This window comes from Mesorhizobium sp. B283B1A (genome assembly GCF_020165735.1).
Lineage (GTDB): Bacteria > Pseudomonadota > Alphaproteobacteria > Rhizobiales > Rhizobiaceae > Mesorhizobium > Mesorhizobium opportunistum.
Genome location: NZ_JAIUIQ010000059.1, coordinates 1 through 20,910, shown reverse-complemented (window position 1 = coordinate 20,910; position 20,910 = coordinate 1). Strand labels below are relative to the sequence as shown.

Annotated in this window: 21 protein-coding genes; 14 read left to right on the top strand and 7 right to left on the bottom strand. The window is 63.6% G+C overall.

Annotated features, from left to right (window positions below):
* Nucleotides 1-718 precede the first annotated feature (718 nt).
* Both LB577_RS30415 and LB577_RS30410 read right to left on the bottom strand, forming a co-directional pair.
* Nucleotides 719-2,770 carry an elongation factor G gene (locus tag LB577_RS30415; RefSeq protein WP_224690117.1) on the bottom strand — a complete coding sequence of 684 codons (2,052 nt, stop codon included), beginning with the start codon at nucleotides 2,768-2,770 and terminating at the stop codon, nucleotides 719-721.
* Nucleotides 2,771-2,962: 192 nt separating this feature from the next.
* Nucleotides 2,963-4,492, bottom strand: coding sequence for a putative bifunctional diguanylate cyclase/phosphodiesterase (locus LB577_RS30410; protein ID WP_224690115.1), 1,530 nt, complete (start codon nucleotides 4,490-4,492; stop codon nucleotides 2,963-2,965).
* A 258-nt stretch (nucleotides 4,493-4,750) separates the two neighbouring features.
* Between LB577_RS30410 and LB577_RS30405 the strand changes: the two genes are divergently transcribed.
* Nucleotides 4,751-5,146, top strand: coding sequence for a cupin domain-containing protein (locus LB577_RS30405; protein WP_023779891.1), 396 nt, complete (start codon nucleotides 4,751-4,753; stop codon nucleotides 5,144-5,146).
* Between the two features lie 69 nt (nucleotides 5,147-5,215).
* On the opposite strand, the gene LB577_RS30400 is transcribed toward LB577_RS30405, so the two are convergent.
* Nucleotides 5,216-6,418, bottom strand: coding sequence for a pyridoxal phosphate-dependent aminotransferase (locus LB577_RS30400; RefSeq protein WP_023767603.1), 1,203 nt, complete (start codon nucleotides 6,416-6,418; stop codon nucleotides 5,216-5,218).
* A gap of 258 nt (nucleotides 6,419-6,676) precedes the next feature.
* Between LB577_RS30400 and LB577_RS30395 the strand changes: the two genes are divergently transcribed.
* The 3 genes from LB577_RS30395 (at nucleotide 6,677) to LB577_RS30385 (ending at nucleotide 9,127) form a co-directional block, all read left to right on the top strand.
* Nucleotides 6,677-7,570, top strand: a complete 894-nt coding sequence (locus tag LB577_RS30395) for an EAL domain-containing protein (protein WP_224690113.1) — start codon at nucleotides 6,677-6,679, stop codon at nucleotides 7,568-7,570.
* Nucleotides 7,567-8,436 (top strand): EAL domain-containing protein, encoded by an 870-nt coding sequence (locus tag LB577_RS30390; RefSeq protein ID WP_224690112.1) that lies wholly within the window; start codon nucleotides 7,567-7,569, stop codon nucleotides 8,434-8,436. The genes LB577_RS30395 and LB577_RS30390 overlap by 4 nt, the downstream gene beginning before the upstream one ends.
* Nucleotides 8,437-8,518: 82 nt before the next feature.
* On the top strand, nucleotides 8,519-9,127 hold the full coding sequence (locus LB577_RS30385; RefSeq protein WP_224690110.1) for a glutathione S-transferase family protein: 609 nt from the start codon (nucleotides 8,519-8,521) through the stop codon (nucleotides 9,125-9,127).
* 400 nt (nucleotides 9,128-9,527) lie between these two features.
* On the opposite strand, the gene LB577_RS30380 is transcribed toward LB577_RS30385, so the two are convergent.
* Nucleotides 9,528-9,740: a cold-shock protein gene (locus LB577_RS30380; protein ID WP_010910991.1), complete on the bottom strand. Its 213-nt coding sequence runs from the start codon at nucleotides 9,738-9,740 to the stop codon at nucleotides 9,528-9,530.
* A gap of 274 nt (nucleotides 9,741-10,014) precedes the next feature.
* Here LB577_RS30380 and LB577_RS30375 point away from each other — a divergent pair, with 274 nt between their 5' ends.
* Nucleotides 10,015-10,344: a hypothetical protein gene (locus LB577_RS30375; RefSeq protein WP_023779895.1), complete on the top strand. Its 330-nt coding sequence runs from the start codon at nucleotides 10,015-10,017 to the stop codon at nucleotides 10,342-10,344.
* Between the two features lie 68 nt (nucleotides 10,345-10,412).
* Here LB577_RS30375 and LB577_RS30370 read toward each other — a convergent pair whose 3' ends face one another.
* A complete protein-coding gene (locus LB577_RS30370; RefSeq protein ID WP_224690108.1) occupies nucleotides 10,413-11,303 on the bottom strand; it encodes a LysR family transcriptional regulator in 891 nt (296 codons plus the stop codon).
* A gap of 161 nt (nucleotides 11,304-11,464) precedes the next feature.
* Here LB577_RS30370 and LB577_RS30365 point away from each other — a divergent pair, with 161 nt between their 5' ends.
* Entirely contained in the window at nucleotides 11,465-12,367 is a 903-nt protein-coding gene (locus tag LB577_RS30365; protein ID WP_224690107.1) for an MBL fold metallo-hydrolase, read from the top strand.
* A 304-nt stretch (nucleotides 12,368-12,671) separates the two neighbouring features.
* On the opposite strand, the gene LB577_RS30360 is transcribed toward LB577_RS30365, so the two are convergent.
* The gene (locus LB577_RS30360) at nucleotides 12,672-13,241 is read right to left on the bottom strand and encodes a methylated-DNA--[protein]-cysteine S-methyltransferase (RefSeq protein ID WP_224690106.1); all 570 of its coding nucleotides are present in this window, start codon (nucleotides 13,239-13,241) and stop codon (nucleotides 12,672-12,674) included.
* Nucleotides 13,242-13,421: 180 nt separating this feature from the next.
* On the opposite strand from LB577_RS30360, the gene LB577_RS30355 reads away from it, so the two are divergent.
* From LB577_RS30355 to LB577_RS30330, 6 genes are all read left to right on the top strand, one after another.
* Nucleotides 13,422-14,378, top strand: a complete 957-nt coding sequence (locus tag LB577_RS30355; RefSeq protein ID WP_224690105.1) for a lytic transglycosylase domain-containing protein — start codon at nucleotides 13,422-13,424, stop codon at nucleotides 14,376-14,378.
* 5 nt (nucleotides 14,379-14,383) lie between these two features.
* A complete protein-coding gene (locus LB577_RS30350) occupies nucleotides 14,384-14,872 on the top strand; it encodes a GNAT family N-acetyltransferase (protein ID WP_224690104.1) in 489 nt (162 codons plus the stop codon).
* A 130-nt stretch (nucleotides 14,873-15,002) separates the two neighbouring features.
* Nucleotides 15,003-16,271 carry an ABC transporter substrate-binding protein gene (locus LB577_RS30345; protein ID WP_411969359.1) on the top strand — a complete coding sequence of 423 codons (1,269 nt, stop codon included), beginning with the start codon at nucleotides 15,003-15,005 and terminating at the stop codon, nucleotides 16,269-16,271.
* Nucleotides 16,272-16,321: 50 nt separating this feature from the next.
* Nucleotides 16,322-17,236: a carbohydrate ABC transporter permease gene (locus tag LB577_RS30340; RefSeq protein WP_224690128.1), complete on the top strand. Its 915-nt coding sequence runs from the start codon at nucleotides 16,322-16,324 to the stop codon at nucleotides 17,234-17,236.
* A gap of 1 nt (nucleotide 17,237) precedes the next feature.
* Nucleotides 17,238-18,062, top strand: a complete 825-nt coding sequence (locus LB577_RS30335; protein WP_224690103.1) for a carbohydrate ABC transporter permease — start codon at nucleotides 17,238-17,240, stop codon at nucleotides 18,060-18,062.
* Nucleotides 18,063-18,167: 105 nt separating this feature from the next.
* Nucleotides 18,168-18,731, top strand: coding sequence for a DUF4142 domain-containing protein (locus tag LB577_RS30330; RefSeq protein WP_224690102.1), 564 nt, complete (start codon nucleotides 18,168-18,170; stop codon nucleotides 18,729-18,731).
* A gap of 59 nt (nucleotides 18,732-18,790) precedes the next feature.
* Here LB577_RS30330 and LB577_RS30325 read toward each other — a convergent pair whose 3' ends face one another.
* Nucleotides 18,791-19,129: a hypothetical protein gene (locus LB577_RS30325; RefSeq protein ID WP_224690101.1), complete on the bottom strand. Its 339-nt coding sequence runs from the start codon at nucleotides 19,127-19,129 to the stop codon at nucleotides 18,791-18,793.
* A gap of 141 nt (nucleotides 19,130-19,270) precedes the next feature.
* Between LB577_RS30325 and LB577_RS30320 the strand changes: the two genes are divergently transcribed.
* On the top strand, nucleotides 19,271-20,008 hold the full coding sequence (locus LB577_RS30320; protein ID WP_224690100.1) for a DUF899 family protein: 738 nt from the start codon (nucleotides 19,271-19,273) through the stop codon (nucleotides 20,006-20,008).
* Nucleotides 20,009-20,337: 329 nt separating this feature from the next.
* On the top strand, nucleotides 20,338-20,802 hold the full coding sequence (locus tag LB577_RS30315) for a cupin domain-containing protein (protein ID WP_224690099.1): 465 nt from the start codon (nucleotides 20,338-20,340) through the stop codon (nucleotides 20,800-20,802).
* The last annotated feature ends 108 nt before the right edge of the window (nucleotides 20,803-20,910 follow it).

Here is a 20,910-nt window from a genome sequence, read left to right as displayed (position 1 = left end):
GGCTCCTTCCGATTGCCTTAGAAATGAACGCCTGCTGCTCACTTCCACGTCATTGCGCGGTTTTGGCATTTCGCGGCGAAAACCGATCGCTATTCGCGATTCCGGCGTGACAATGGCCCGATCGCGCGCTGCAATTCGACGATTCCACTGGTCCTATTGGCGTCGGGAGCGGGTTAGACCACAGCCTGCGTCTTTTTGCATGCGTGTGTTGCAAAATAGATGCTTGTTTCTTGGGCATGATGAGCACATATATAGATCATCTCCTGGGCGCGTTCTCCTCCCATTAGCGCCCTCGAGTGTTCCCCTCTGGAGGTTAGCCTTAACAGGCACTTCCATCAAACTCAGCCGGATCTTCATTGATCCGGCTTTTTTGTTGCCCGCATGCCCCCCAGGGCGGCTGAGAATTTCACCTGAATTGCCGCGTAACAGTGTCATGTAACCTCTGGTAACATGACAAGGGCATCCTCCATCTGCTATGTAGATCATAGGACGCGGTGTGGTTCGGACGGGAGATGGGGGCATCACTCGAACGACCCGGGCTCAGGCGGCTACCGCGTCCGAACCTTTTTGCCGAAGCTCGGCGACTGCATATGCGGCGGACCTGCCGTTTCGCCTCCCAAGAAAACGGTCCGCAAAACAAAACGGCGTCCGGCTCCCCGGGCGTCGTTTTTATTTCCGCCCCCTCGAATTTCGAGGGGGCGTTATATCAGGATGGAAATCACGCGGCCTTGCCGTTTGCATTCATCGCCTCGTCCGCGAGGCGGCCGGTGAGGTCGGCCATGTGGTCGAAGACGGCGCGATAGCTGGCAACGCCCGCGGTTGCCGAGCGCAACTCGATGATCAGGTCGCCGATCTCGGCCTGCGGCATGGTCGCCTCGACGACATCCCATCCCGGCCAGTCGGGCCGCGCGTCATAACCGAGGATCTGGCCGCGGCGTTGCGGGATCAGCGCGATGATCTTCGACGTCGCGTCGGACGGCGTGACGATCTCGACTTTCATCACCGGTTCCAGAAGCACCGGCGAGCAGGCGGCCATGCCTTCCTTCATCGCCAGCTTCGCCGCCATCTGGAAGGCCATGTCGGAGGAATCGACCGCATGGTAGGAGCCGTCCGACAGGTTGACGGCAACGTCGACGACGGGGAAGCCGAGCGGGCCGGACTTCAGGTAGTCGCGCACACCGGTCTCCACCGATTGGATGTAGGTCTTCGGCACCACGCCGCCGGTGATGGTGTCGGTGAACTGGAAGCCCGAGCCGCGCGGCAGCGGCTTGATCTCGATCACCACATCGCCGAACTGGCCGTGGCCGCCCGACTGCTTCTTGTGGCGGCCGCGCTGCTGCACCGATTTGCGGATGGTCTCGCGATAGGGCACCGCCGGCGCATGGCCTTCCACCGGAATCTGGTTCTTGCCCTCGAGCCGCTCGCGCACGACGCGCAGATGCATCTCGCCATGGCCCGACAGTACGGTCTCGGCCGAGTCCTGGTTGTGGCGCAGGTTGAGCGAGGGATCCTCCTCGGCCAGGCGCTGGATGGCTGCCGACATCTTCACCTCGTCCTTGCGCTCCTTGGGGCGCAGCGCGAAGGCGAAGACCGGTTGCGGCGGTTCGACATCGAACAGCTGTTTGATGCCGCCCTTGGCCGAGGTCAGCGTCTGGCCGGTCTTGACCTCGTCCAGCTTGCCGAGCGCGACCGTGTCGCCGGCCCTGGCGGCGGTGAGCTTGAATTGGTCCTTGCCGAGCATCCGGTAGATACCGGAGACCTTGGCGGTGCCGCCGCCGGGTAGCCAGAGTTCGGAGCCGTCGGCAACCTGGCCTGACAGGATGCGCGACACCGACAGCTTGCCGCCGTGCGGCGTGTGAATGGTCTTCATCACTTGGGCCACGATGGCGTTGCCATCCGGTGCGCCGAGCCGCTTGCGGGTCGCCTCGATGTCGGGCGCATCGTGGCGGATCGTCTTCAGCAGGCGCAGCACGCCATTGCCCTTCTCGGCGGTGCCGATCAGCACCGGCGTCACCGCGCCGTCGCGCAGATCGGCCGAGAGGTCGTCGAAGATCGCATCCTTCGGCGGCTCGATCTCCTCGAGCAGCTGTTCCATCAACTGGTCGTCATGGTCGGCGAGCGTCTCCAGCATTGAGAAGCGCGCTTCCAATTCGCGCGCCTTGTCGTCGCCCGGTATCTCGGCCACCTCGCTCTCGGCATATTCGCGGTAGATGTAGGCGCGCTCCAGCGCCAGGTCGATCGAGCCGATGACGACGCCGTCCTTGCGCAGCGGAATCTGGCGCAGCAGGAGCGGTACCGAACTGGCCGGCTGCAACATCTTCAGCGTGTCGCGCACGCCCGATATCGCCTTGTCGACCTTGTTGAGGAACAGGAGGCGCGGCACGCCGAGATCGTCGAGCTTGCGCATGATCAATTGCAGGGCGGGGATCTTCTTTTCATCGGCCTCGGCCACGACCACGGCGAGGTCGCAGGCGGCCAGCACCGGTTCGGCTTCGAAGGAGAATTCGATCGAGCCGGGGCAGTCGACAAAGGTGATCTGCTCGCCCATGAATTCGGTGGTGGCGATCGTCGCTTCGACGCTCATGGCGTGGGCACGCGCCTCCGGCGAATGGTCGGAAACGGTGTTGCCGGAAGAAACGGGATTTTGTCGGGGAATGGCGCCCGTACGGGCCAATATGGCTTCGAGAAGTGTCGTCTTACCGCTTGCGAAGGGACCGACTATGGCAATGCATTTCGGTCCCGTGCGTCGTCCTCCGGCGCGAGTACCCATGACTGACCTCCACTCAGGCGTTTCCCGTAGGACCGACTGGCATGCATGGTTCAGGCGTGGTCAATCGGTCCTGAGCGGCGGCCGGCCTGTTCGACCGTCGCGGGCGGGGTTCTTTTGGTTTCACCACCTGCCCAAAAGCATCGTCCCACTTGTTTGCCGGCAGGGCAAGAAAAATAGGAATCCGCCGCTGCGTCAGGCGCTCAGCGCCAGCGGCTCGATATTTGCCAGGCGTGACGGTAGCGCCTTGTCGCGTGGCGCCGGCCTGCCGAAGAAATAACCCTGGAAGCGGTTGCAGCCGGCAGCCCTGGCCAGTGCGAACTCTTCCTGCGTCTCGACGCCCTCGGCCACGATGGTGACGTCCTGGATGCGCGCAATCTGCGCCAGCGCCGAAACGAAGATCTGCGCCACCTGGTCATGGGCAAGGCTGCGGATATAGGAGCGATCGATCTTGATGGTGTCGATCGGCAACGTCTTCAGATAGTTGAAGCCGCAATGGCCGGTGCCGAAATCGTCGAGCGCGATGTGGAAGCCGAGGCCGCGCAACGCTTCGAGACGCCGCAGGACTTCCGGCGTGGCGGCGGTAGCCACGGTTTCGGTGATCTCGATAATGAATTGCGCCGCCGAGCGGCCGGTTTCCTTCAGCACGCGGTCGCACATGGTGACGATCTCGTCGCGGTTGAGTTGCTCGCCGGAGACGTTGATCGAGATGCGGCGGCCGGCGAAATGGCCGATGTCGGCGCAAGCGCGCTTGAACACCCATTCGCCGAGCATGTCGATCAGGGTCGAGCGCTCGGCGATGGCGATGAACTCGACCGGCGGGATCAGGCCGCGAACCGGATGGCGCCAGCGGATCAGCCCCTCGAACGCATGGGTGGAGCCATCCGGGTTGACGATCGGCTGGTAATGCAGTTCGAGCTCGCCGAGAAAGACAGCCGCGCGCAGTTCCCTTTCGACCAGGCGCCGGTAGCGCTTGTCGGACAGCATCTCCTCGTCGAACACGGTGACGCGGCCACGGCCCGCCGCCTTGCTTTCGTAGAGCGCGAGGTCGGCAACCAGCATCAATTCCGTCGTGTTCGAGGCATGGGCGGGCGCCAGCGCCACGCCGACCGAAATGGAGAGCGGAATGGTCTTGCCTTCGTGTGACTTGCCGGCCCGCATGGCATCCAGCAATTGCCTGGCATGCTTGTTGATGGCGGCGAGATCGCCATGCTGAATGATGACACCGAATTCATCGCCGCCGAGCCGACCGACCATGCAGCCGGCGAAAATGCGCTCGGCCGTCTTCACCAGATGCGCCAGGGTGCGGTCGCCGAACTGATGCCCGAACGTGTCGTTGAGCTGCTTGAAATGGTCGAGGTCGATCAGCAGCAAGGCCGCATCGCGCCGGTCGCGCATGGTGCCCAGGCTGTTACCCAGCGCTTCGAGGAAATAGCGGCGGGTCATTGCCCCGGTCATCGCGTCCCTGGTCAGGAAATGATGCTTTTCCGCCTCGGCGGCGGCTGCGGATCTCAGGCTATGAACGACGCTGCTGCGCATGTACATCAGCGCCATCAAGGCCAGCCCGGTGGCGAGGATCGAGACCACGAAAGCGTCGCTGGAGGGGAGGTTTTCCGACATCTCGACGGTGCCAAGCAACGCGGCGCCGATGCTGATCAAAAGCAATGACTGGATGCCGCGGTAGATGCGGCCGCTTTGGTCCTTGATCGTAGCCAGTATGCTCATCTCACCGCCCCCTGAAATGCAGGCTCAGGGCTAGAGGGCAGCTGTTAAGAAGACATTGAATTCACCGTCTTTTCGTCCCGCGATGCGATGCCGGAAACGGTCATGGTTAAGGAGAGAGAACCGGATATTGCGGCGGCGCGGCAAACGGCCGGTTGCGCCTCGGAAGATATCGGTCGAGAATGCAGCCGCCTCGAATGAGAGACGGCGTTTGCCGTCGGTCGCTTCACCACCGGTCCTGACCGGTCTTGGGATTAGACAATGAAGATCATTGCTTGCGGCAGCGTACCCACCATCATCGCACCGGAAAAATACTTCACCGGCCGGGTTCTGCAGACGCCGATCATCGAGAAGGAGGAACCGGCGCGGCTGAGGGCGACACTGGTCAGTTTCGAGCCGGGGGCTCGCACATACTGGCACACACATCCGCTCGGCCAGACACTCTACGTCACCTCGGGTGCCGGCCTTGCGCAGACTTGGGGCGGGCCGGTCCAGGAGTTCAGGGCAGGCGACGTCATCTCGTTCGCGCCCGGCGAGAAGCACTGGCATGGCGCGGCGCCGAAATCGGCAATGACGCATATCGCCATGCAGGAAGCGCTCGATGGCGTCCACGCCGACTGGCTGGAAGCGGTGACCAACGAGCAGTATGGCGGCTGAGGCCGAAGCCGGGCTCACAAAAAACCCGGCGTGGAGCCGGGTTTCCGTTGGCCGCGATGATGCGTCCGATCAGGTCAGCGATGCCGTGAAGCGCTGGATGCGCGTGCAGGCTTCCTCCAGAAGGGCATCCGAGGTGGCGTAGGAAATGCGGAAGTTCGGGCCGAGGCCGAAGGCCGAGCCGAACACCACCGCCACGCCCTCGGCCTCGAGCAGTTCCGAGCAGAAGGCTTCGTCGGTGTCGATCACCTTGCCCGCCTTGGTCTTCTTGCCGATCAGCTGGGCGCAGGACGGATAGACGTAGAAAGCGCCTTCCGGGGACGGGCAAGAAATGCCGCGCGCCTGGTTGAGCATCGAGACGACAAGGTCGCGCCTGCCCTGGAAGATCGCCTTGTTCTTGGCGATGAAGTCCTGCGGGCCGTTGAGCGCTTCGACCGAGGCCCACTGCGCGATGGTGCAGGCGCCCGATGTCTGCTGGCCCTGGATCATGTCCATAGCCTTGATCAGCTGGACCGGGCCGGCCGCGTAGCCGATGCGCCAGCCGGTCATGGCATAGGCTTTCGATACGCCGTTCATGGTCAGCGTGCGCTCGTAGAGCTTCGGCTCGACCTCGGCGAGGGTCTTGAAGACGAAGTCGCCATAGGTCAGGTGCTCGTACATGTCGTCGGTCAGCGTCCAGACATGCGGATGCTCGAGCAGCACGTCGGCCAGCGCGCGCAATTCAGCTTCGGTATAGGCCGCGCCCGACGGGTTCGACGGCGAGTTCATCAGCAGCCACTTGGTCTTCGGCGTGATCGCTTTGTCCAGCACTTGCGGGGTCAGCTTGAAGCCGTTTTCGATCGAGGTGTCGGCAAACACCGACGTGCCGCCGCAGATCGCCACCATTTCCGGGTAGCTGACCCAGTAGGGGCGCGGGATGATGACTTCGTCGCCAGGATTCAGCGTCGCCATGAACGCGTTGAAAAGAATCTGCTTGCCGCCGGTGCCGACGATGGTCTGCTCGGGCTTGTAGTCGAGATTGTTCTCGCGCTTGAATTTTTTCGCGATCGCCTCGCGCAGCGGCACGATTCCCGAAACCGGCGGATATTTGGTCTCGCCACGCCGGATCGCCTCGATCGCCGCATTCTTGATGTTGTCGGGCGTGTCGAAATCCGGTTCGCCGGCGCCGAGGCCGATGATGTCACGGCCGGCATTTTTCAGCTCGCGGGCTTTCTGCGTCACCGCGATGGTGGCGGAAGGCTTCACGCGGGAAAGGGTGTCGGCAAGAAAGGCCATGACCTTTTGTCTCTCCTGAGAGGATCAGCGCGGCCAAGAGCGGCCGCGGCGCTTCTCATGTCGCATCATTCCGCGCAGTGCAAGCCTTCTTGGCTGGGCCAGGTGGGGCGCGCGGTCAATGAGCTGTGACTGGGAGCTGTGACTGGGAGCTGTGATTGGGAGCCATGATCGGGCCCCGTGATTGGCAACGATAAGTTCATTAACGGGCGGTAGAGGCTTGCGTGACAGGATCGCAATCCAATTGCGGAGCGAGGAACCGTGTCGCGCAGCGTCGGGCTTGCCCATATCATCCGTCATGATGACGGCACCTCTACCGGTGTCTGGGGCATTTATACGCTGCAAAGTGCCTTCCAGCCGATCTTCGCCTTCAAGGAGGGCAAGCTGTCGGTCACCGCCTTCGAGGGGCTGATCCGGCCGTTTCGCGATGGCGAGCCGCAATCGCCGATGAGCTTCTTTTCGACTTGTCCGGCCGCCGACCGCCTGCATGTCGAAGCGCTTACCAGGACGCTGCATCTCCTGAATGCCGGCGCCTGCCTGCCGCAGGAGGCATCAATCTTCATCAATTTCGACCCGTCGGTGTTCACCGAGCGGGCGATCGCCGACAATGCCTTGCGCGAAATGCGGCTGGTGCTGCACGAGGCCGGCATCGACCCGGGCCGCGTCGTTTGCGAGGTGACGGAACAGAGGTCGGCGTCGCAGGAGACCCTGCACAGCTTCGTGGCGGCGCTCAAGGGCAACGGCTTTCGCATTGCCGTGGACGACTATGGCGCTGATGAGTCCGACATCGGCCGGATCAAGGAATTGAAGCCCGACATCGTCAAGTTCGATGCGCAGTGGATCACGCAACTGATGGAGTCCGGTGCCGGCTTCGCGCTGCTGACCACGATGGTGAAAAGTTTCGAGGAGCAAGGCATCCGCACCGTGTTCGAGGGCATCGAGGAAGGATGGCAGCTGGAGCTTGCCGAGAAGTCGGGAGCGTCGATGATCCAGGGCTATGTGCTGGCATGGCCCGAACTGGCGCCGACCAGCTTTCGCGCCTTCGCCAAAGTCACGCCGGAACCCGTCTCCGCCGCCGAGACCGTGCCTCTCGCGACGCCCGTTCGGCAAACGGCGCGAGCGGTGAAAGCCTTCGGGCGCAAGGTCGCGCCATGAGGCCCGAACGGCGGCGCAATGTCGGCGATGCGATCTTCGTCGACGAGGTCGGCATCGAATTCGGCGTTTATGGCGACTTCCGTCTGCGCAGCGCCTATCAGCCGATTTTCGCCCCGCGCGGCGACACCTTGCACCCGGTGGCGGTCGAAGGCCTGATCGAGCCGCACCGCGCCGGCCGGCCAGGGTCGCCACGGGTGTTCTTTGAAGGCGTTGCCGCACCGGACCGGCTGTTTGTCGAGACCATGTGCCGGGTGCTGCATCTTCGGAATTTCCACAATATCGGCGTCGACGGGCTCGATCTGTTCTTCAATTACAATCCGCTGGTCAACGACCATGCCGGGCGGGCGTTGGCCGAGATCCGGCTTATGAGCAGGCATCTGAGCGAACTCGGCCTCGCACCTCGCATGCTGGTCTGCGAAATCACCGAACAGGCGGCGGACGATGCGCTGCTTGCCCGGCTGGCGCGCGAGATGCGGCGCGACGGCATCCGCATCGCCATCGACGATTTCGGCACGGGCCATTCGACCGAGGAGCGGGTGAGCCTGCTCAAGCCAGACATCGTCAAGATCGACGGCGGTTGGTTCGCGCAGTTCTGCCGCCATGCCGCAGCCGAACGCTTCTTCCGCCCGCTGGTATCCAGCCTGCACGACCGCGGCGCCAAGGTCCTGGTCGAAGGCATCGAGCAATCCATCCATCTGCGCGTCGCGCTCGAAGCCGGCGTCGATCTGCTGCAGGGCTTCCTTCTGGCCCGGCCGGCGCTGGCCGGCACCGTCTTCGAGGAAGAGCCGCTCGTCGTCGACGCGCTGCTGGGCCTCGACAACAAGGTCGTGCCGCTGTTTGCCAGGACCTTGCATCAGCGACGCTGATGGTCGCGCCAAAACAAATCATTGGTTGAGGACACCGCCGCTGCGATAATCGCCTCTGCAAAGCAGCGCTCGGGGAACGGCAATGATACTTTACAGCATGATCGACAGCGGCAACTGCTACAAGCCGCGCCTGCTGATGGCCAAGCTCGGCCGCGGCTTCACCACGGTCGAGGTGAGTTCGCATACGGGCGACACGCGAAAAGCCGATTTCGTCGCCAAGAATCCGAACGCCATGGTGCCGCTGCTCGAACTCGACGATGGCCGGCGGCTGGCCGAGTCCAACGCCATCCTGCTCTACCTCGCCGAGGGCACGCGCTTCCTTCCGGCGGACAAGTATGAGCGCGGGCTCGCCTATCAGTGGCTGTTCTTCGAGCAATACAGCCACGAGCCCTACATCGCCGTGCGCAAGGCGCTGTTGACCTTTCCCGAAAGGGCCGCGGATGCTACGCCCGAACGGCTGGCGGTGACACTGGAGCGCGGCAACAAGGCGCTTGGCGTGATGAACAGACATCTGGAAAACAACGCCTTCTTCGCCGGCAGCGCCTTCAGCGTCGCCGACATCGCGCTCTATGCCTACACGCACACGGCGGAGCAGGGCGGCTTCCAGCTCGACGTCTATCCGGCCGTGGCGGCCTGGCTGAGGCGGGTGGAAGCGGATCCGGGGCACGTGCCGATCGCGTGGGTGGGGTAGGCTTCGATTGGCGAAAGCGTCAACACAGCGTCCTTCGCCCCGTTTACGGGGAGAAGATGGCGGCAGCCAGATGAGGGGCGGCGCCAGCCTCTCTGGAAAATTCAAAAATGGGTAGTTCTGAAGCGTCAGCGCTGCCCCTCATCGCCCTGCCGGGCACTTCTCCCCGTAAACGGGGCGAAGGACGCTGTGGTCTTCTGAACCCCAGACAGCAAAAAGGCGGGATAAATCCCGCCTTCCGTGCTTGGTAGCCTGATCGGGAGCGTCCGGTCCGGGCTGGCAGCTATCTGCTGATCCAGTCTGTCGGGTCTTTCCGCTCCGGCGCGCTTCTCGCGCGACCGTCAGTACATCCGTGACTTGCCGCGCGCCCCGAGCTCTCGCCCGGCGCGCGCCATTCGCAAAATCAGGCTGCCTTGCTCAGAGATCCAGCGGACGACTTGCCAGTGCGGCGGTCCTGCTCGATCTCGAAGTTGATCTTCTGGCCTTCGACCAGGGTCGACAGGCCAGCACGCTCGACTGCGGAGATGTGGACGAAAACGTCCGCGCCGCCCGCGTCAGGCTGGATGAAGCCGAAGCCCTTGGTGGCGTTGAACCACTTGACCGTTCCAGTTGCCATAAAAATAGTCCTTGCATTTGCTTTGGTTTGACCGGACCGAGGTCCAGCCGGTGTGCATCGAGATTTTGGAGATAGACGTCAGCAAACGCGAAGATCGCGAGGCCCGGATCGATCGGCCGAAATATCAATGGGCCTGATATAGGCTGCTTTCCGACGAAAAACAAGACTGCGTGAAAAAGCCGTGATCGAGGGGCCGCCCAACGGCCGCCCCAATCTGGTGAAACCGTTGCGGAAGATCGCGCTGTCGCAGGATCGCGGATCGGGGGAGAGGACCATGAAAACCATTCTGCTTGCCGCCTGCCTGACGCTGGTGGCCGCCGAGGCGCAGGCGATCTCGCGCTACGACCCGACGCATATGAGCTGCGGCAAGGTGCAGTCGACGATCGCGCGGCAGGGCGCCGTCATCCTGCGCTACAAGTCGACACGCGTGCCGGGGCTGCCGCTCTACGACCGCTATGTACAAAGCCAGCAATTCTGCACCATGGGCGAGGTGAGGACGCGTGCCTATGTGCCGAGCGCCGACACCAAGTCCTGTCCGGTCTACAACTGCAAGCGGCCGGATAATGAAAGGCATTTCCGGCGGCGATTCTTCCACAACGACTAGGCCGCTCATCGACTGCAGCGGAGGCCTTCGCTCAGTTGTCCGACTGCGCCTCTCGGCGGCATGCGCTTTCATTCGCGGATCTGTTCCATGAGCATCGACACGAACCGCGTCACCTTTTGCGGGCGAAAGCGCGCGGCCGGGTAGACCACGTGAATGCCGCCGGAGGGCAGCGCCCAGTCGGGCAGCATATGGACGAGGCGACCCTGCGATAGATAGTCGGCGATCAGATAGTCCGGCAGGACCGCCAGTCCGCCGCCGGCGAGCGTCGCTTCCAGCACGGCCGGTGTCGAGTTGATGGAGAATGTCTCGCGCATGGTGACGGTCCGCCGCTCGACATCGCCTCGGGTGAAGCTCCAGGTGAACGGCTTGCGAAGAACGGAATTGGCAACGAGCGGCAGGGAAGCAAGATCTTCCGGTTCGTCCACCGTGACCCTGGCGGCAAAATCCCGTGAAGCAACCAGGATCTGCCGAAAGGTGCCGATGCGGCGCGCCTGCTGGCTGGAATCTTCCAGCCAGCCGACCCGGATGGACAGGTCCATCTTGCTGCCGATCAGATCAATTATGGCATCGGAAATGAACAATTCGACGCCGCAGGCTGGAAATTCCTGCCGAAAGCGGGCGGCGATCGGGGCCAGCACGATCGCGCCATAATCATTGGACGCGGAAACGCGCAGCACGCCGGCCACCTCGGTGTTGCCCTCTCCGACCTCGGCGACTGCCTCTTCAACGTCCCGCAGGATCATGACGCAACGTGCATGCAGAAGGCGGCCTGCTTCGGTCGGCTCGAGCCTCCGCGTCGTGCGCACGAGAAGCGTGGTCTGCAGTTCGGCTTCAAGGCGGGCGACCTGTTGGCTGACGACGGCCTTCGTGATCCCAAGCCGCTCGGCTGCCCGGGTAAACGAGCCCGCGTCGATGACGGTGGCAAAATAGGCGAGGCGGTTGAGGTTGATCGGTTCCACGGGAACGCCTTCGGTTTTATTGTAATCCTATGGCATACAGTCTGTATTATTATAGAGAATTTATCAATTAATCCGACGGGGCTACCTTCCGAGCTGTTCTCGCAATCAGCGGCGGAGCGCGGATGCCAACGCCTCCCGATCCCATTCAAAGGAGCTATTCGATGTTCACAAGGAGACAGATCATGAAGACGTCATTGGCCCTCGGCGCAGCCGCCGTTTTCGCATCCGCCGAGCGTGGCCAGGCCGCCGGCGGCCAGCTCGACTGGAAACATTTCCCGGCGGGTCCGAACGGCTTCTTCCGCGCGCCGGTGCTGCTGTCCGGGCCGAGCGAGGCCTTGTTGATCGATGGCGGCTTCACCTATCCGGACGGCAAGGCGCTCGCCGAGGCCATCAAGGCGACCGGCAAGAAGCTGACCACCATCTATGTCAGCCAGTCCGATCCCGATTATTACTTCAGCCTGAAGCCGGTGCGGGAAGCCTTCCCGGAGGCAAAAGTGATCGCTGCTTCAGCCACGCTCGAAGCCATCAAGGACAGCGTGGAGAAGAAGCTTGCGGTCTGGGGCCCGCAATTGAAGGAAAATGGCCCTCAGGCGCTGACCGACATCGTCTTGCCTGAGGCTTTCGACGGCCCAACGCTCACGATCGACGGCGAGACGATCGAGATCGTCAATGCCGAAGAAGGACTAGCCAATCGCCGGTACCTGTTCGTGCCGTCGCTCAATGCCGTGTTCGGCGGCGTGATGATCTTCGCGGGTGTTCATGTCTGGACCGCCGACACGCAGACCAAGGAAAGCCGTGCCGCCTGGATCAAGACGCTGGATGCTGTTGCCGCCCGCCACCCGGCCGTCGTGGTGCCTGGCCACATGACCCCCGATGCCAAGACCGGTCCTTCGGCGGTGGAATTCACCAAATCCTATCTCCTCGCCTTCGAGGACGAGTTGAACAAGGCGGCCGACAGCGCAGCGCTAAAGGCAGCCATGGAGGCCCGCTTTCCAGGTCTCGGCATGGGCGTTGCCCTCGATATCGGATCCAAGGTCGCCAAGGGCGAGATGAAGTGGGGCTGACGTAGCACCGACCATCGATCTGATCCGCCGGACTATCGAGGAATCTCCGAGGAGAACGGCAGCGCCCATTGGCCAAAACAGAAGGTGGATTTCAAGCGGGTGATCGCCGAAGGCGACCTTGTCATGACGGAGGGTCGTCCAGCCGAAGACGGGCGACACGCCGGAGACCGTCATCGTGGATATTTTCCGCGTCGAGGATGGCAAGACCGCCGAGCAGGGACGTGATGCAGCCGATGCCGGCCAATCCGGCGAACAAGCGACCCATGTACTGATCTAGCCTTTGCGTGCTGCCTTGACCGCCGGTTCAGAAGCCGAACGAGACCTGCGTCGGCGGCGGCGGGCCGACGCGCACGCCTTCCATGGCCAGCATCTTTTCCTTGGTGACCGAGCCGCCGGGTGCCGAGAAGCCGCCGATCTTGCCGCCGGCGGCCAGGATGCGGTGGCAGGGGATGACCAGCGGCACCGGATTGGCGCCAAGGGCAGCACCCGTTTCGCGCGGCAGGCCGGCATGGCCGGCGCGCTTGGCGAGTTCGCCATAGGTGGTGGTTTGCCCATAGCTGAGCTTTCGCGCCGCGTCGTAAATGGCGAGGCGGAAATCGTCGACGCCGTCGAGATCGACGGGTACGCTGGTGAAATCGACGTCCTCGCCTGTGGCATATGCCTTGATCGAAGCGATCAGGTCGACCACCCATGGCGGCTGGGCCGTGGAGGCGGAAACGCCTGCATGGCGCATCAGCCGCCGCTCCACCGCTTCGCGGCTGCGTTCGGGCAGGCAGAGCCGGATCAGGCCCTTTTCGCTCCAGGCGATGCCCATGAAACCGATCACTGTTTCTAACACTGCGTGGCCGGCTGTGATCGAAGATGACGTTTCCATGATGCGCTCCTTTCCGCAAACCGGCGAAATCCGGGATTCCTGCCAGTACATATCAGGAACAATATGGCATCGCCGCCCGCGTCCCGCCACCCGAAAACCACCTGATCGCCCCGATTGCCGGTGCTGAATCGCTGGTGTAAGGGATTTCTTAACACCCGACGAACCGGACCCGAGCGCGGCTTGCCAGCAAAACTGAACCTTATCGCGATCGGCGTGATCGTCGCCGCTGCCGGCCTTAGCGGCTGCACGTCGACCTCGCAGATGAAGGCCGCGCCATCCCTGACCGAAACCGCAGAAGTTGCCGGCAGCGATGCAGGCTTCACGGTGCCGTTGCCGGACACGGTTTCGGTGCTGCCGCAATCCTCTGGCATCACGCCCGTCCAGGCCGCCGAACTGACGCCTGGCGTGGCCGCGCCGGGTCTCGATCCCGCTGCCGCGGCGACCGCTGCCTTTGCCGGAGCGACGCCAACCGCGCCGGCCGTGCCCGCGGTGATGACCGCCAATGCCTGGCAGGCGCCGCCCCCGTCCAAGGCAGGTCAGGAGTCCAAGGCCGGCCAATCGGCCAAGGCGGCAGAGATATACACGACCGCGGGGCTCGTCGTGCCCGCAGTCGCCAAGGGTGGCCTGAAAACCATGCCCGGCGTGCAGCAGGTGGCCTATGTCGTGCCGCAGAATCCGGCTGCCCTGGTGCAGTTCCCGTCCGCGCCGGTCGACCCGGCCGCTCCGGCGCAGGAAGAGCACACAGGCATGCGCGGTGACGTCGACCGGCTGATCGTCAAATACGCCGCCCTTTACCAGGTGCCGGTGGATCTTGTGCGCCATGTCGTCAACCGCGAAAGCACATTCAATCCCAAGGCCTACAACAATGGCCATTGGGGCCTGATGCAGATCAAGCACGCGACGGCGCGCGGCATGGGCTATGACGGACCGGCCAAGGGCCTGTTCGATGCCGAGACCAACCTCAAATACGCGGTCAAATATCTGCGTGGCGCCTGGCTGGTCTCGGACGGCAATGCCAAGAAGGCCGACTGGCTCTACCAGACCGGCTATTATTTCGACGCCAAGCGCAAGGGCTTGCTCGAGGCGACGGGCCTCGGCACCGACCGCAAGCGGCAGCGCCTGCAGCCCGACGCCTGAGCGTCATGCCTGAACCGCGCCCACCGGCCCCTGACGACATCCGGCTGCGCAAGATCCTCGACGAGACGCTCGTTGTACCGCACTGGCCGCAGGGTTTCACCATGCGCTCGTTTGAGCCCGGTGACGCGCTGCCCCTGCATGCGCTGCTCGGCGACGTGTTCGACGACGGCGCCGACGGTCCGTTCGACGAATGGTGGCCGCGCATATCCGGTGATCCCGAATTCGACCCCGCGCTTTGTTTCCTTGTCATCGACGCCAAGGGCCGGCTGGCGGCGGCGGCGCTTTGCTGGACGCGCGCTTTCGTCAAGGATCTCGCCGTCCATCCCGAGGCGCGCGCCCGGGGCATAGCGGAAGCACTGATGTGGCACGTCTTCTCCGCCTTTCGCGATCGCGGCGCCGACCATGTCGATCTCAAGACCAACACGGTCGAGAACGCCGCCGCCGTGCGGCTTTATGAGCGGCTGGGGATGATGCCTGTCGCCTGGGAGGGCTAGCTTCCGATCGGCCCGATCGCTGGTTGGCCGCGATGGCCAGGGAACCCAAAGCGTCGCTTTGCATTCATTGAACGGTGGGGCCTGACGAGCTGCCGGCGTATCCGCGTCGCCAGCATGGAGATCCCCCATCGTGAAGCTTTTCCATGCATTTCTGGCGTTGGCGGTCACCGTCATGCTGGGAACCGTTCCAGTGCGGGCCGTCGATTTGTCGATCGTGTCGGGCGACACCGGCAACGGCATCAAGGTGCTGCGCGAAATCCTCGACCGCTACGAGAAAGAAAGCGGCAACAAGGTCTCTATCGTCGTCATGCCGTCGTCCGGGACCGACCAGTTCGGCCAGTACCGGCTGTGGCTTGCCGCCGGAAACAGCGACATCGACATCTACCAAACCGATGTCATCTGGGCGCCGCAGCTCGCCAGCCAGCTCGTGGATTTGACCGCGGCGACGCGGGATGTCGTGGGCGCGCATTTCCCCTCGATCATCCAGTCGCAGACCGTCAACGGCAAGCTCGTCGCGCTGCCGATCTTCACCGATGCCCCGGCGCTCTACTACCGCAAGGATCTCCTCGACAAATACGGCGCCAAGGTGCCGGCCACCTGGAAGGAGTTGGGCGATACCGCGCAGCTGGTGATGGACAAGGAACGTGCCGCCGGCAATCGCGATATCTGGGGCTTCGTCTTCCAGGGCAATGCCTATGAGGGGCTGACCTGCAACGCGCTCGAATGGGTGATGTCGAATGGCGGCGGCCAGATCATCGAGCCGGACGGCACCGTCTCCATCAACAATCCCAAAGCGGCGGCGGCGCTCGACATGGCCAGGGGCTGGATCGGAACCATCGCGCCGCCCGGCGTGCTTGCCTACCAGGAAGAGGAATCGCGCGGCGTCTGGCAGACAGGCAACGCGGTCTTCATGCGCAACTGGCCCTATGCCTATGCGCTCGGCAACGGCGAGGGGTCGCCGATCAAGGGCAAGTTCGACGTGGCGCCACTGCCGGCCGGCACGGGCGAAGGCGCACGGCCGGTCGCGACGCTCGGCGGCTGGAACCTCGCGGTGTCCAAATATTCAAAGCATCCGGACGCGGCAATCGAGCTGGTCAAGTTCATCGCCTCGCCGGCGATGCAGAAATACCGCACGCTGAAGACATCCAACCTGCCGACCATCCAGTCGCTCTATGACGATGCCGACATCGCCAGGGAGCAGCCGATCGTTCCGCACTGGAAGCAGATATTTCTCAATGCCGTGCCGCGTCCCTCGTCCGCGACAGGGATCAAGTACAACGAGGCATCGAGCCAGTTCTGGAATGCCGTTCACAACACGCTGTCGGGCGACGGCGCCGCCGCTGACAATCTGGCCGATCTCGAAGCGACGCTGACCAGGCTGAAGGGCCACGGCTGGTGAGCGCGGAGCCGGCAGGCGCCAGCCAGGCCCAGCGTCCGCGCTCGCGGCTGATGGCACAGCGCGTTCGCTCGGCGTGGCTGTTCCTGGCGCCGATGCTTCTAGTGCTGGCCGCTGCGGCCGGCTGGCCGCTTGCCCGCACGGTCTATTTCAGCTTCACCGACGCCTCGCTGGCCGATCTCGACGCGCGCCAGTGGGTCGGCTTTGCCAATTATTTCTCGGTGTTCACAATGCCGAGCGGCCGCGTCCTCTATGACGGCCTGCTGGTCGATCCGGTGTGGTGGCGCGCCGTCTGGAATACGGTGCGCTTCGCGGCGATTTCGGTGAGTTGCGAGACGATCCTCGGCATGATCGTGGCGCTGGTGCTCAATGCCGAATTCCCGGGCCGCGGCATCGTCAGGGCGGCGATCCTGATCCCCTGGGCGATCCCGACCATCGTCTCGGCCAAGATGTGGCAGTGGATGCTGAACGACCAGTTCGGCATCATCAATGTCGTGCTGATCAATTTCGGCCTGATCGACGGCAAGATCGCCTGGACGGCCAGTGCTGAAACCGCGATGGCGGCGGTATTGATCGTCGACATCTGGAAGTCGACGCCGTTCATGACGCTGCTGATCCTGGCCGCATTGCAGATGCTGCCGCGCGAGATCATCGAGGTCGCCAAGCTCGACGGCGCCAATCCATGGCAGATCTTCTGGCGGGTGACCTTGCCGCTGATCCGCCCGGCGGTGATGGTGGCGGTGATCTTCCGCGCGCTCGATGCGCTGCGCATCTTCGACCTGATCTATGTGCTGACGCCCAACAATGTGCACACCAAGTCGATGTCGGTGTTCGCCCGCGAGAACCTGTTCGAGTTCGACAAGTTCGCCTACGGATCGGCCGCCTCGACGCTGCTCTTCCTGATCCTGGCCCTGCTCACCATCGCCACCATCCGGATCGGCCGCGTCAGCCTGGATGGAGGCCGCTGAGATGTGGTTCCTGAAACGCGGGGCTTTTTACCTGCTGGTTGGGGTAATCGTCTTCGTCGCGGTGTTCCCGTTCTACTACGCCATCGTCACCAGCCTGAAATCGGGTACCGAGCTGTTCCAGGCCGATCTCTGGCCAAAGACGTTCAGCCTGGCCAACTACCGCAACGTGCTGACCGAGGGCAGCTTCGTGCGCAATTTGGTGAATTCGCTGGTCGTCTCGGGCGCGGTCGTGGCACTCTCCCTGTTCCTGGGGGTCACCGCGGCATACGCGCTGGCGCGCATCCGCTTCCGTGGCCGCTCGGCCCTGCTGTTCGCCATCCTGTCGGTGTCGATGTTTCCGCAGGTGGCGGTGCTGGCCGGGCTGTTCGAACTGGTACGCCTGTTCGGCCTCTACAATTCGCTGTTCGCGTTGATCTTTTCCTACATGATCTTCACGCTGCCGTTCACCGTCTGGGTGCTCACCGCCTTCGTGCGTGACCTGCCGGTCGAGGTCGAGGAGGCGGCGATCCTCGACGGCGCGACGCCCTGGATCATCATCACGCGGATCTTCCTGCCGCTGATGTGGCCGGCGCTGGCGACCACCGGGCTGCTCGCCTTCATCGGTGCGTGGAACGAATTCCTGTTTGCGCTGACCTTCACCTCCAACAATGCGCAGCGCACCGTGCCGGTGGCCATCGCGCTGCTGTCGGGCAATTCGCAGTTCGAGATCCCCTGGGGCAACATCATGGCCGCGTCGGTGATCGTCACCGTGCCGCTGGTGGTGCTGGTGCTGATCTTCCAGCGCAAGATCGTCTCCGGCCTGACCGCCGGCGGGGTCAAGGGGTGAGGGGGTGAGGCCGATCGATCGACAACGATTTGTCGATCGAGGCGAACCGCACGGCTCGTGCGGCGTTGAGTTGGCAGAGGGACCATTCCGGATCGGAGATTTCAGATGAAAACGCTTCTGACCGCGACCGCCGCAGCCTTGCTGGCCTGCGCGCCGGCAGCCCTTGCGCAAACGAACGGCACCAAATCCACCGAAGTCGCGCCGCTGGTGGCCGACAGCAAGGTCGACACCCAGACCTTCGTCACCACCGTGCCCAACGCCAACGCGTTCGAAATCCAGTCGAGCAAGCTGGCCGAGCAGAAATCCGCATCGGCCGGCGTCAAGGCCTTCGCAGGCCAGATGATCAAGGACCACACCAAGGCCGGCGAGGATTTCAAAACGGCGCTGAGCCAGGGCCAGACCACGGCTTCGATCAAGCCGGCCGGACCGGCGCTGCAGCCCAAGGAGCAGCGGATGCTCGACGAACTGAAGGGCGCGAGCGGCAAGGATTTCGACACAAAATACATCATGATGCAGAGCGAAGCGCACAAGCAGGCGGTCGCGCTGTTCAGCACCTACGCCAAGTCGGGCGACGACCCGACGATGAAGGAGTTTGCCAAGAAGACGCTGCCGGTGCTGAAGATGCACGAAAAGCATGTGAAGGAACTGGCCGCCGCGCATCAGGGATGACGGCTCTGCCGATCAGGGATGACGGCTCTGCCGATCAGGGGTGACGGCCCGGTTGTCGGTCAGATATCGGGTGCGTTGCCGATCTTCTTCTTGAGCTCCAGTGCCCAGGCGCGGCCCTCGTCGCCGCCCCACAGCAGCCAGGCGATGTGGCCTGCCGAGGGGTTTTGCTCGTTGCCGTAGTTCTTGCCCCGCTTGTCGACCTCGTGGCGGGCGAAGTAGCTGACCATGCGCCGGATGGTGGAAGGGGCGAGCTTCTCGCGGTTCTTCAGTTCTGTCGCCCGCGCGACACCGATCTCGGTGGCGCCACGGCCGAACTGCTGGCGCAGCCGGAGGCCCTTGGCGGCGTTGTCGGCCACCACTTGCGGGCAGCGCAGGTCGATCTCGTCGTCTTCTTGCATGGATGTCCCCGGCGCGCGGTGGCGAACAGATACATTGGTATGCCGCCCCGTACAAATTGTCGGGACCGGTCGTCGCAAAACGTCCTTGGGTCGCAGAGCAACCGCGCCGGGACGCCGGCGCTACGACGCAAGGAGCCCACCATGATCACCTTTCCCAACGAATCCGCCAGATACCGCACCGCTCGCGAAAAGCTCTTGAAGAAGGAAATCGAGCTGCGCCGCGCCATGGAAGCCGTGGCCGAGGCACGCCGCGCGCTGCCGCCGGGCGGGCTGATCCGCCAAGACTACGTGTTCGATGCGCTAGATGCCGATGGCAGGCCGGCCAAGGTCAAACTGTCGGAGCTGTTCGCGCCTGGGAAGGACACCCTCATCCTCTATCAAATGATGTTTCCCCGCCATCCGCAGGAAACGCGCGATGTCGCCACCAGCGGCGGCACGGCCAAGCTCGCCCGGCCGGACCAGCCATGCCCATCCTGCACGGCGCTGCTCGACCAGTTCGACGGCGCGGTCGGGCATCTCGAGGCCGCCGGTTTCAACTTCGCGGTGGTGGCCAAGACCGGGCTGGAAAACCTGGTGACGCTCGGCCGCGACCGTGGCTGGAGGAACATGCGGCTGGTGTCGTCGGCCAACAACAGCTTCAAGCGCGACTACAATGCGGAGACCGCCGATGGCGCGCAGCTCCCGCTGCTCTCGGTGTTCCACCGCGATGGTGACGCTATCCGCCATTTCTGGTCGTCCGAACTCGGCTTCGCGCCGACCGACCCCGGCCAGGACCCGCGCGCCATCGGCACCTGCGAGATCCTGTGGAACCTGATGGATTTTACCCCTGGGGGAAGGCCGAACTGGGATGAACAGCTGCAGTATGGGTGTTGTCATTAGGGGGGCGGGGCGGCGGTGCATGGAGTCCGCGAACGGTCCATGGTCGGTACCCTACGAGGCCCCCCTCTGTCCTGCCGGACATCTCCCCCTCAAGTGGGGAGATCGGCCATCATCCCGGGCTTCGCCAGTCCTCGATGTTTAAAAGAATGGCGCGTCGGCAAAGCTGCCATCTCCCCACTTGAGGGGGAGATGTCCGGCAGGACAGAGGGGGGCGCCGTAGAGCACTGACGGCGGATGCTAGTCCTTGGCAACCAAGCGCCGCCGAGATGGCTTTGTGCCTGCGCCGGCGGCGCATTAGACTAGCCGCCATAATCCCCGAGGAAGCATCCATGCCCAAGATCGACCTCGCCACCGTGCCCGTCCGCCAAGGCTCAGGCTACCCCGCACCCTTCGACGCGCCCTGCGCCACGCGCACGCGCCGTCGCCTGGGTGACGCCGGCGGGCTCACCGATTTCGGCGTCAATTTGATGACACTCCCGCCCGGCGGCTGGTCGAGCCAGCGCCATTGGCACAGCCATGAGGATGAGTTCGTCTATGTGCTGGAAGGCGAACTGACGCTGGTCGAGGATGGCGGCGAGACGCTGCTCCGGGCGGGCGATAGTGCTGCCTTCGCCAAGAACAGCGGCAACGGCCACCACATGATCAACCGGTCGTCCGCGACCGCGCGATATTTGGAGATCGGCTCGCGCAACCCGGATGACGTCATCACCTGCTCCGACATCGACATGATGAGCCCGAGTTCCGACGGACGATTTTTGCAAAAGGACGGCACGCCGTATCCCGGGCAGGGGTGAGCGAGGTGCCTGCCTTTCCTTCTCCCCTTGCGGGCCCGTTGCGTTATTGATCTCCGGGCGTGAGAGGAGAAGGCAAGGGCAATACGGAGGGGTTTTCGGCTCGGGTTT

What these genes read in the sequence shown, in the direction of transcription:
- LB577_RS30415 (WP_224690117.1), bottom strand. Translation starts at nt 2,770, where the DNA reads ATGGGTACTCGCGCCGGAGGACGACGCACGGGACCGAAATGCATTGCC.
- LB577_RS30410 (WP_224690115.1), bottom strand. Translation starts at nt 4,492, where the DNA reads ATGAGCATACTGGCTACGATCAAGGACCAAAGCGGCCGCATCTACCGC.
- LB577_RS30405 (WP_023779891.1), top strand. Translation starts at nt 4,751, where the DNA reads ATGAAGATCATTGCTTGCGGCAGCGTACCCACCATCATCGCACCGGAA.
- LB577_RS30400 (WP_023767603.1), bottom strand. Translation starts at nt 6,418, where the DNA reads ATGGCCTTTCTTGCCGACACCCTTTCCCGCGTGAAGCCTTCCGCCACC.
- LB577_RS30390 (WP_224690112.1), top strand. Translation starts at nt 7,567, where the DNA reads ATGAGGCCCGAACGGCGGCGCAATGTCGGCGATGCGATCTTCGTCGAC.
- LB577_RS30385 (WP_224690110.1), top strand. Translation starts at nt 8,519, where the DNA reads ATGATACTTTACAGCATGATCGACAGCGGCAACTGCTACAAGCCGCGC.
- LB577_RS30380 (WP_010910991.1), bottom strand. Translation starts at nt 9,740, where the DNA reads ATGGCAACTGGAACGGTCAAGTGGTTCAACGCCACCAAGGGCTTCGGC.
- LB577_RS30375 (WP_023779895.1), top strand. Translation starts at nt 10,015, where the DNA reads ATGAAAACCATTCTGCTTGCCGCCTGCCTGACGCTGGTGGCCGCCGAG.
- LB577_RS30365 (WP_224690107.1), top strand. Translation starts at nt 11,465, where the DNA reads ATGTTCACAAGGAGACAGATCATGAAGACGTCATTGGCCCTCGGCGCA.
- LB577_RS30360 (WP_224690106.1), bottom strand. Translation starts at nt 13,241, where the DNA reads ATGGAAACGTCATCTTCGATCACAGCCGGCCACGCAGTGTTAGAAACA.
- LB577_RS30350 (WP_224690104.1), top strand. Translation starts at nt 14,384, where the DNA reads ATGCCTGAACCGCGCCCACCGGCCCCTGACGACATCCGGCTGCGCAAG.
- LB577_RS30340 (WP_224690128.1), top strand. Translation starts at nt 16,322, where the DNA reads ATGGCACAGCGCGTTCGCTCGGCGTGGCTGTTCCTGGCGCCGATGCTT.
- LB577_RS30335 (WP_224690103.1), top strand. Translation starts at nt 17,238, where the DNA reads ATGTGGTTCCTGAAACGCGGGGCTTTTTACCTGCTGGTTGGGGTAATC.
- LB577_RS30330 (WP_224690102.1), top strand. Translation starts at nt 18,168, where the DNA reads ATGAAAACGCTTCTGACCGCGACCGCCGCAGCCTTGCTGGCCTGCGCG.
- LB577_RS30325 (WP_224690101.1), bottom strand. Translation starts at nt 19,129, where the DNA reads ATGCAAGAAGACGACGAGATCGACCTGCGCTGCCCGCAAGTGGTGGCC.
- LB577_RS30320 (WP_224690100.1), top strand. Translation starts at nt 19,271, where the DNA reads ATGATCACCTTTCCCAACGAATCCGCCAGATACCGCACCGCTCGCGAA.
- LB577_RS30315 (WP_224690099.1), top strand. Translation starts at nt 20,338, where the DNA reads ATGCCCAAGATCGACCTCGCCACCGTGCCCGTCCGCCAAGGCTCAGGC.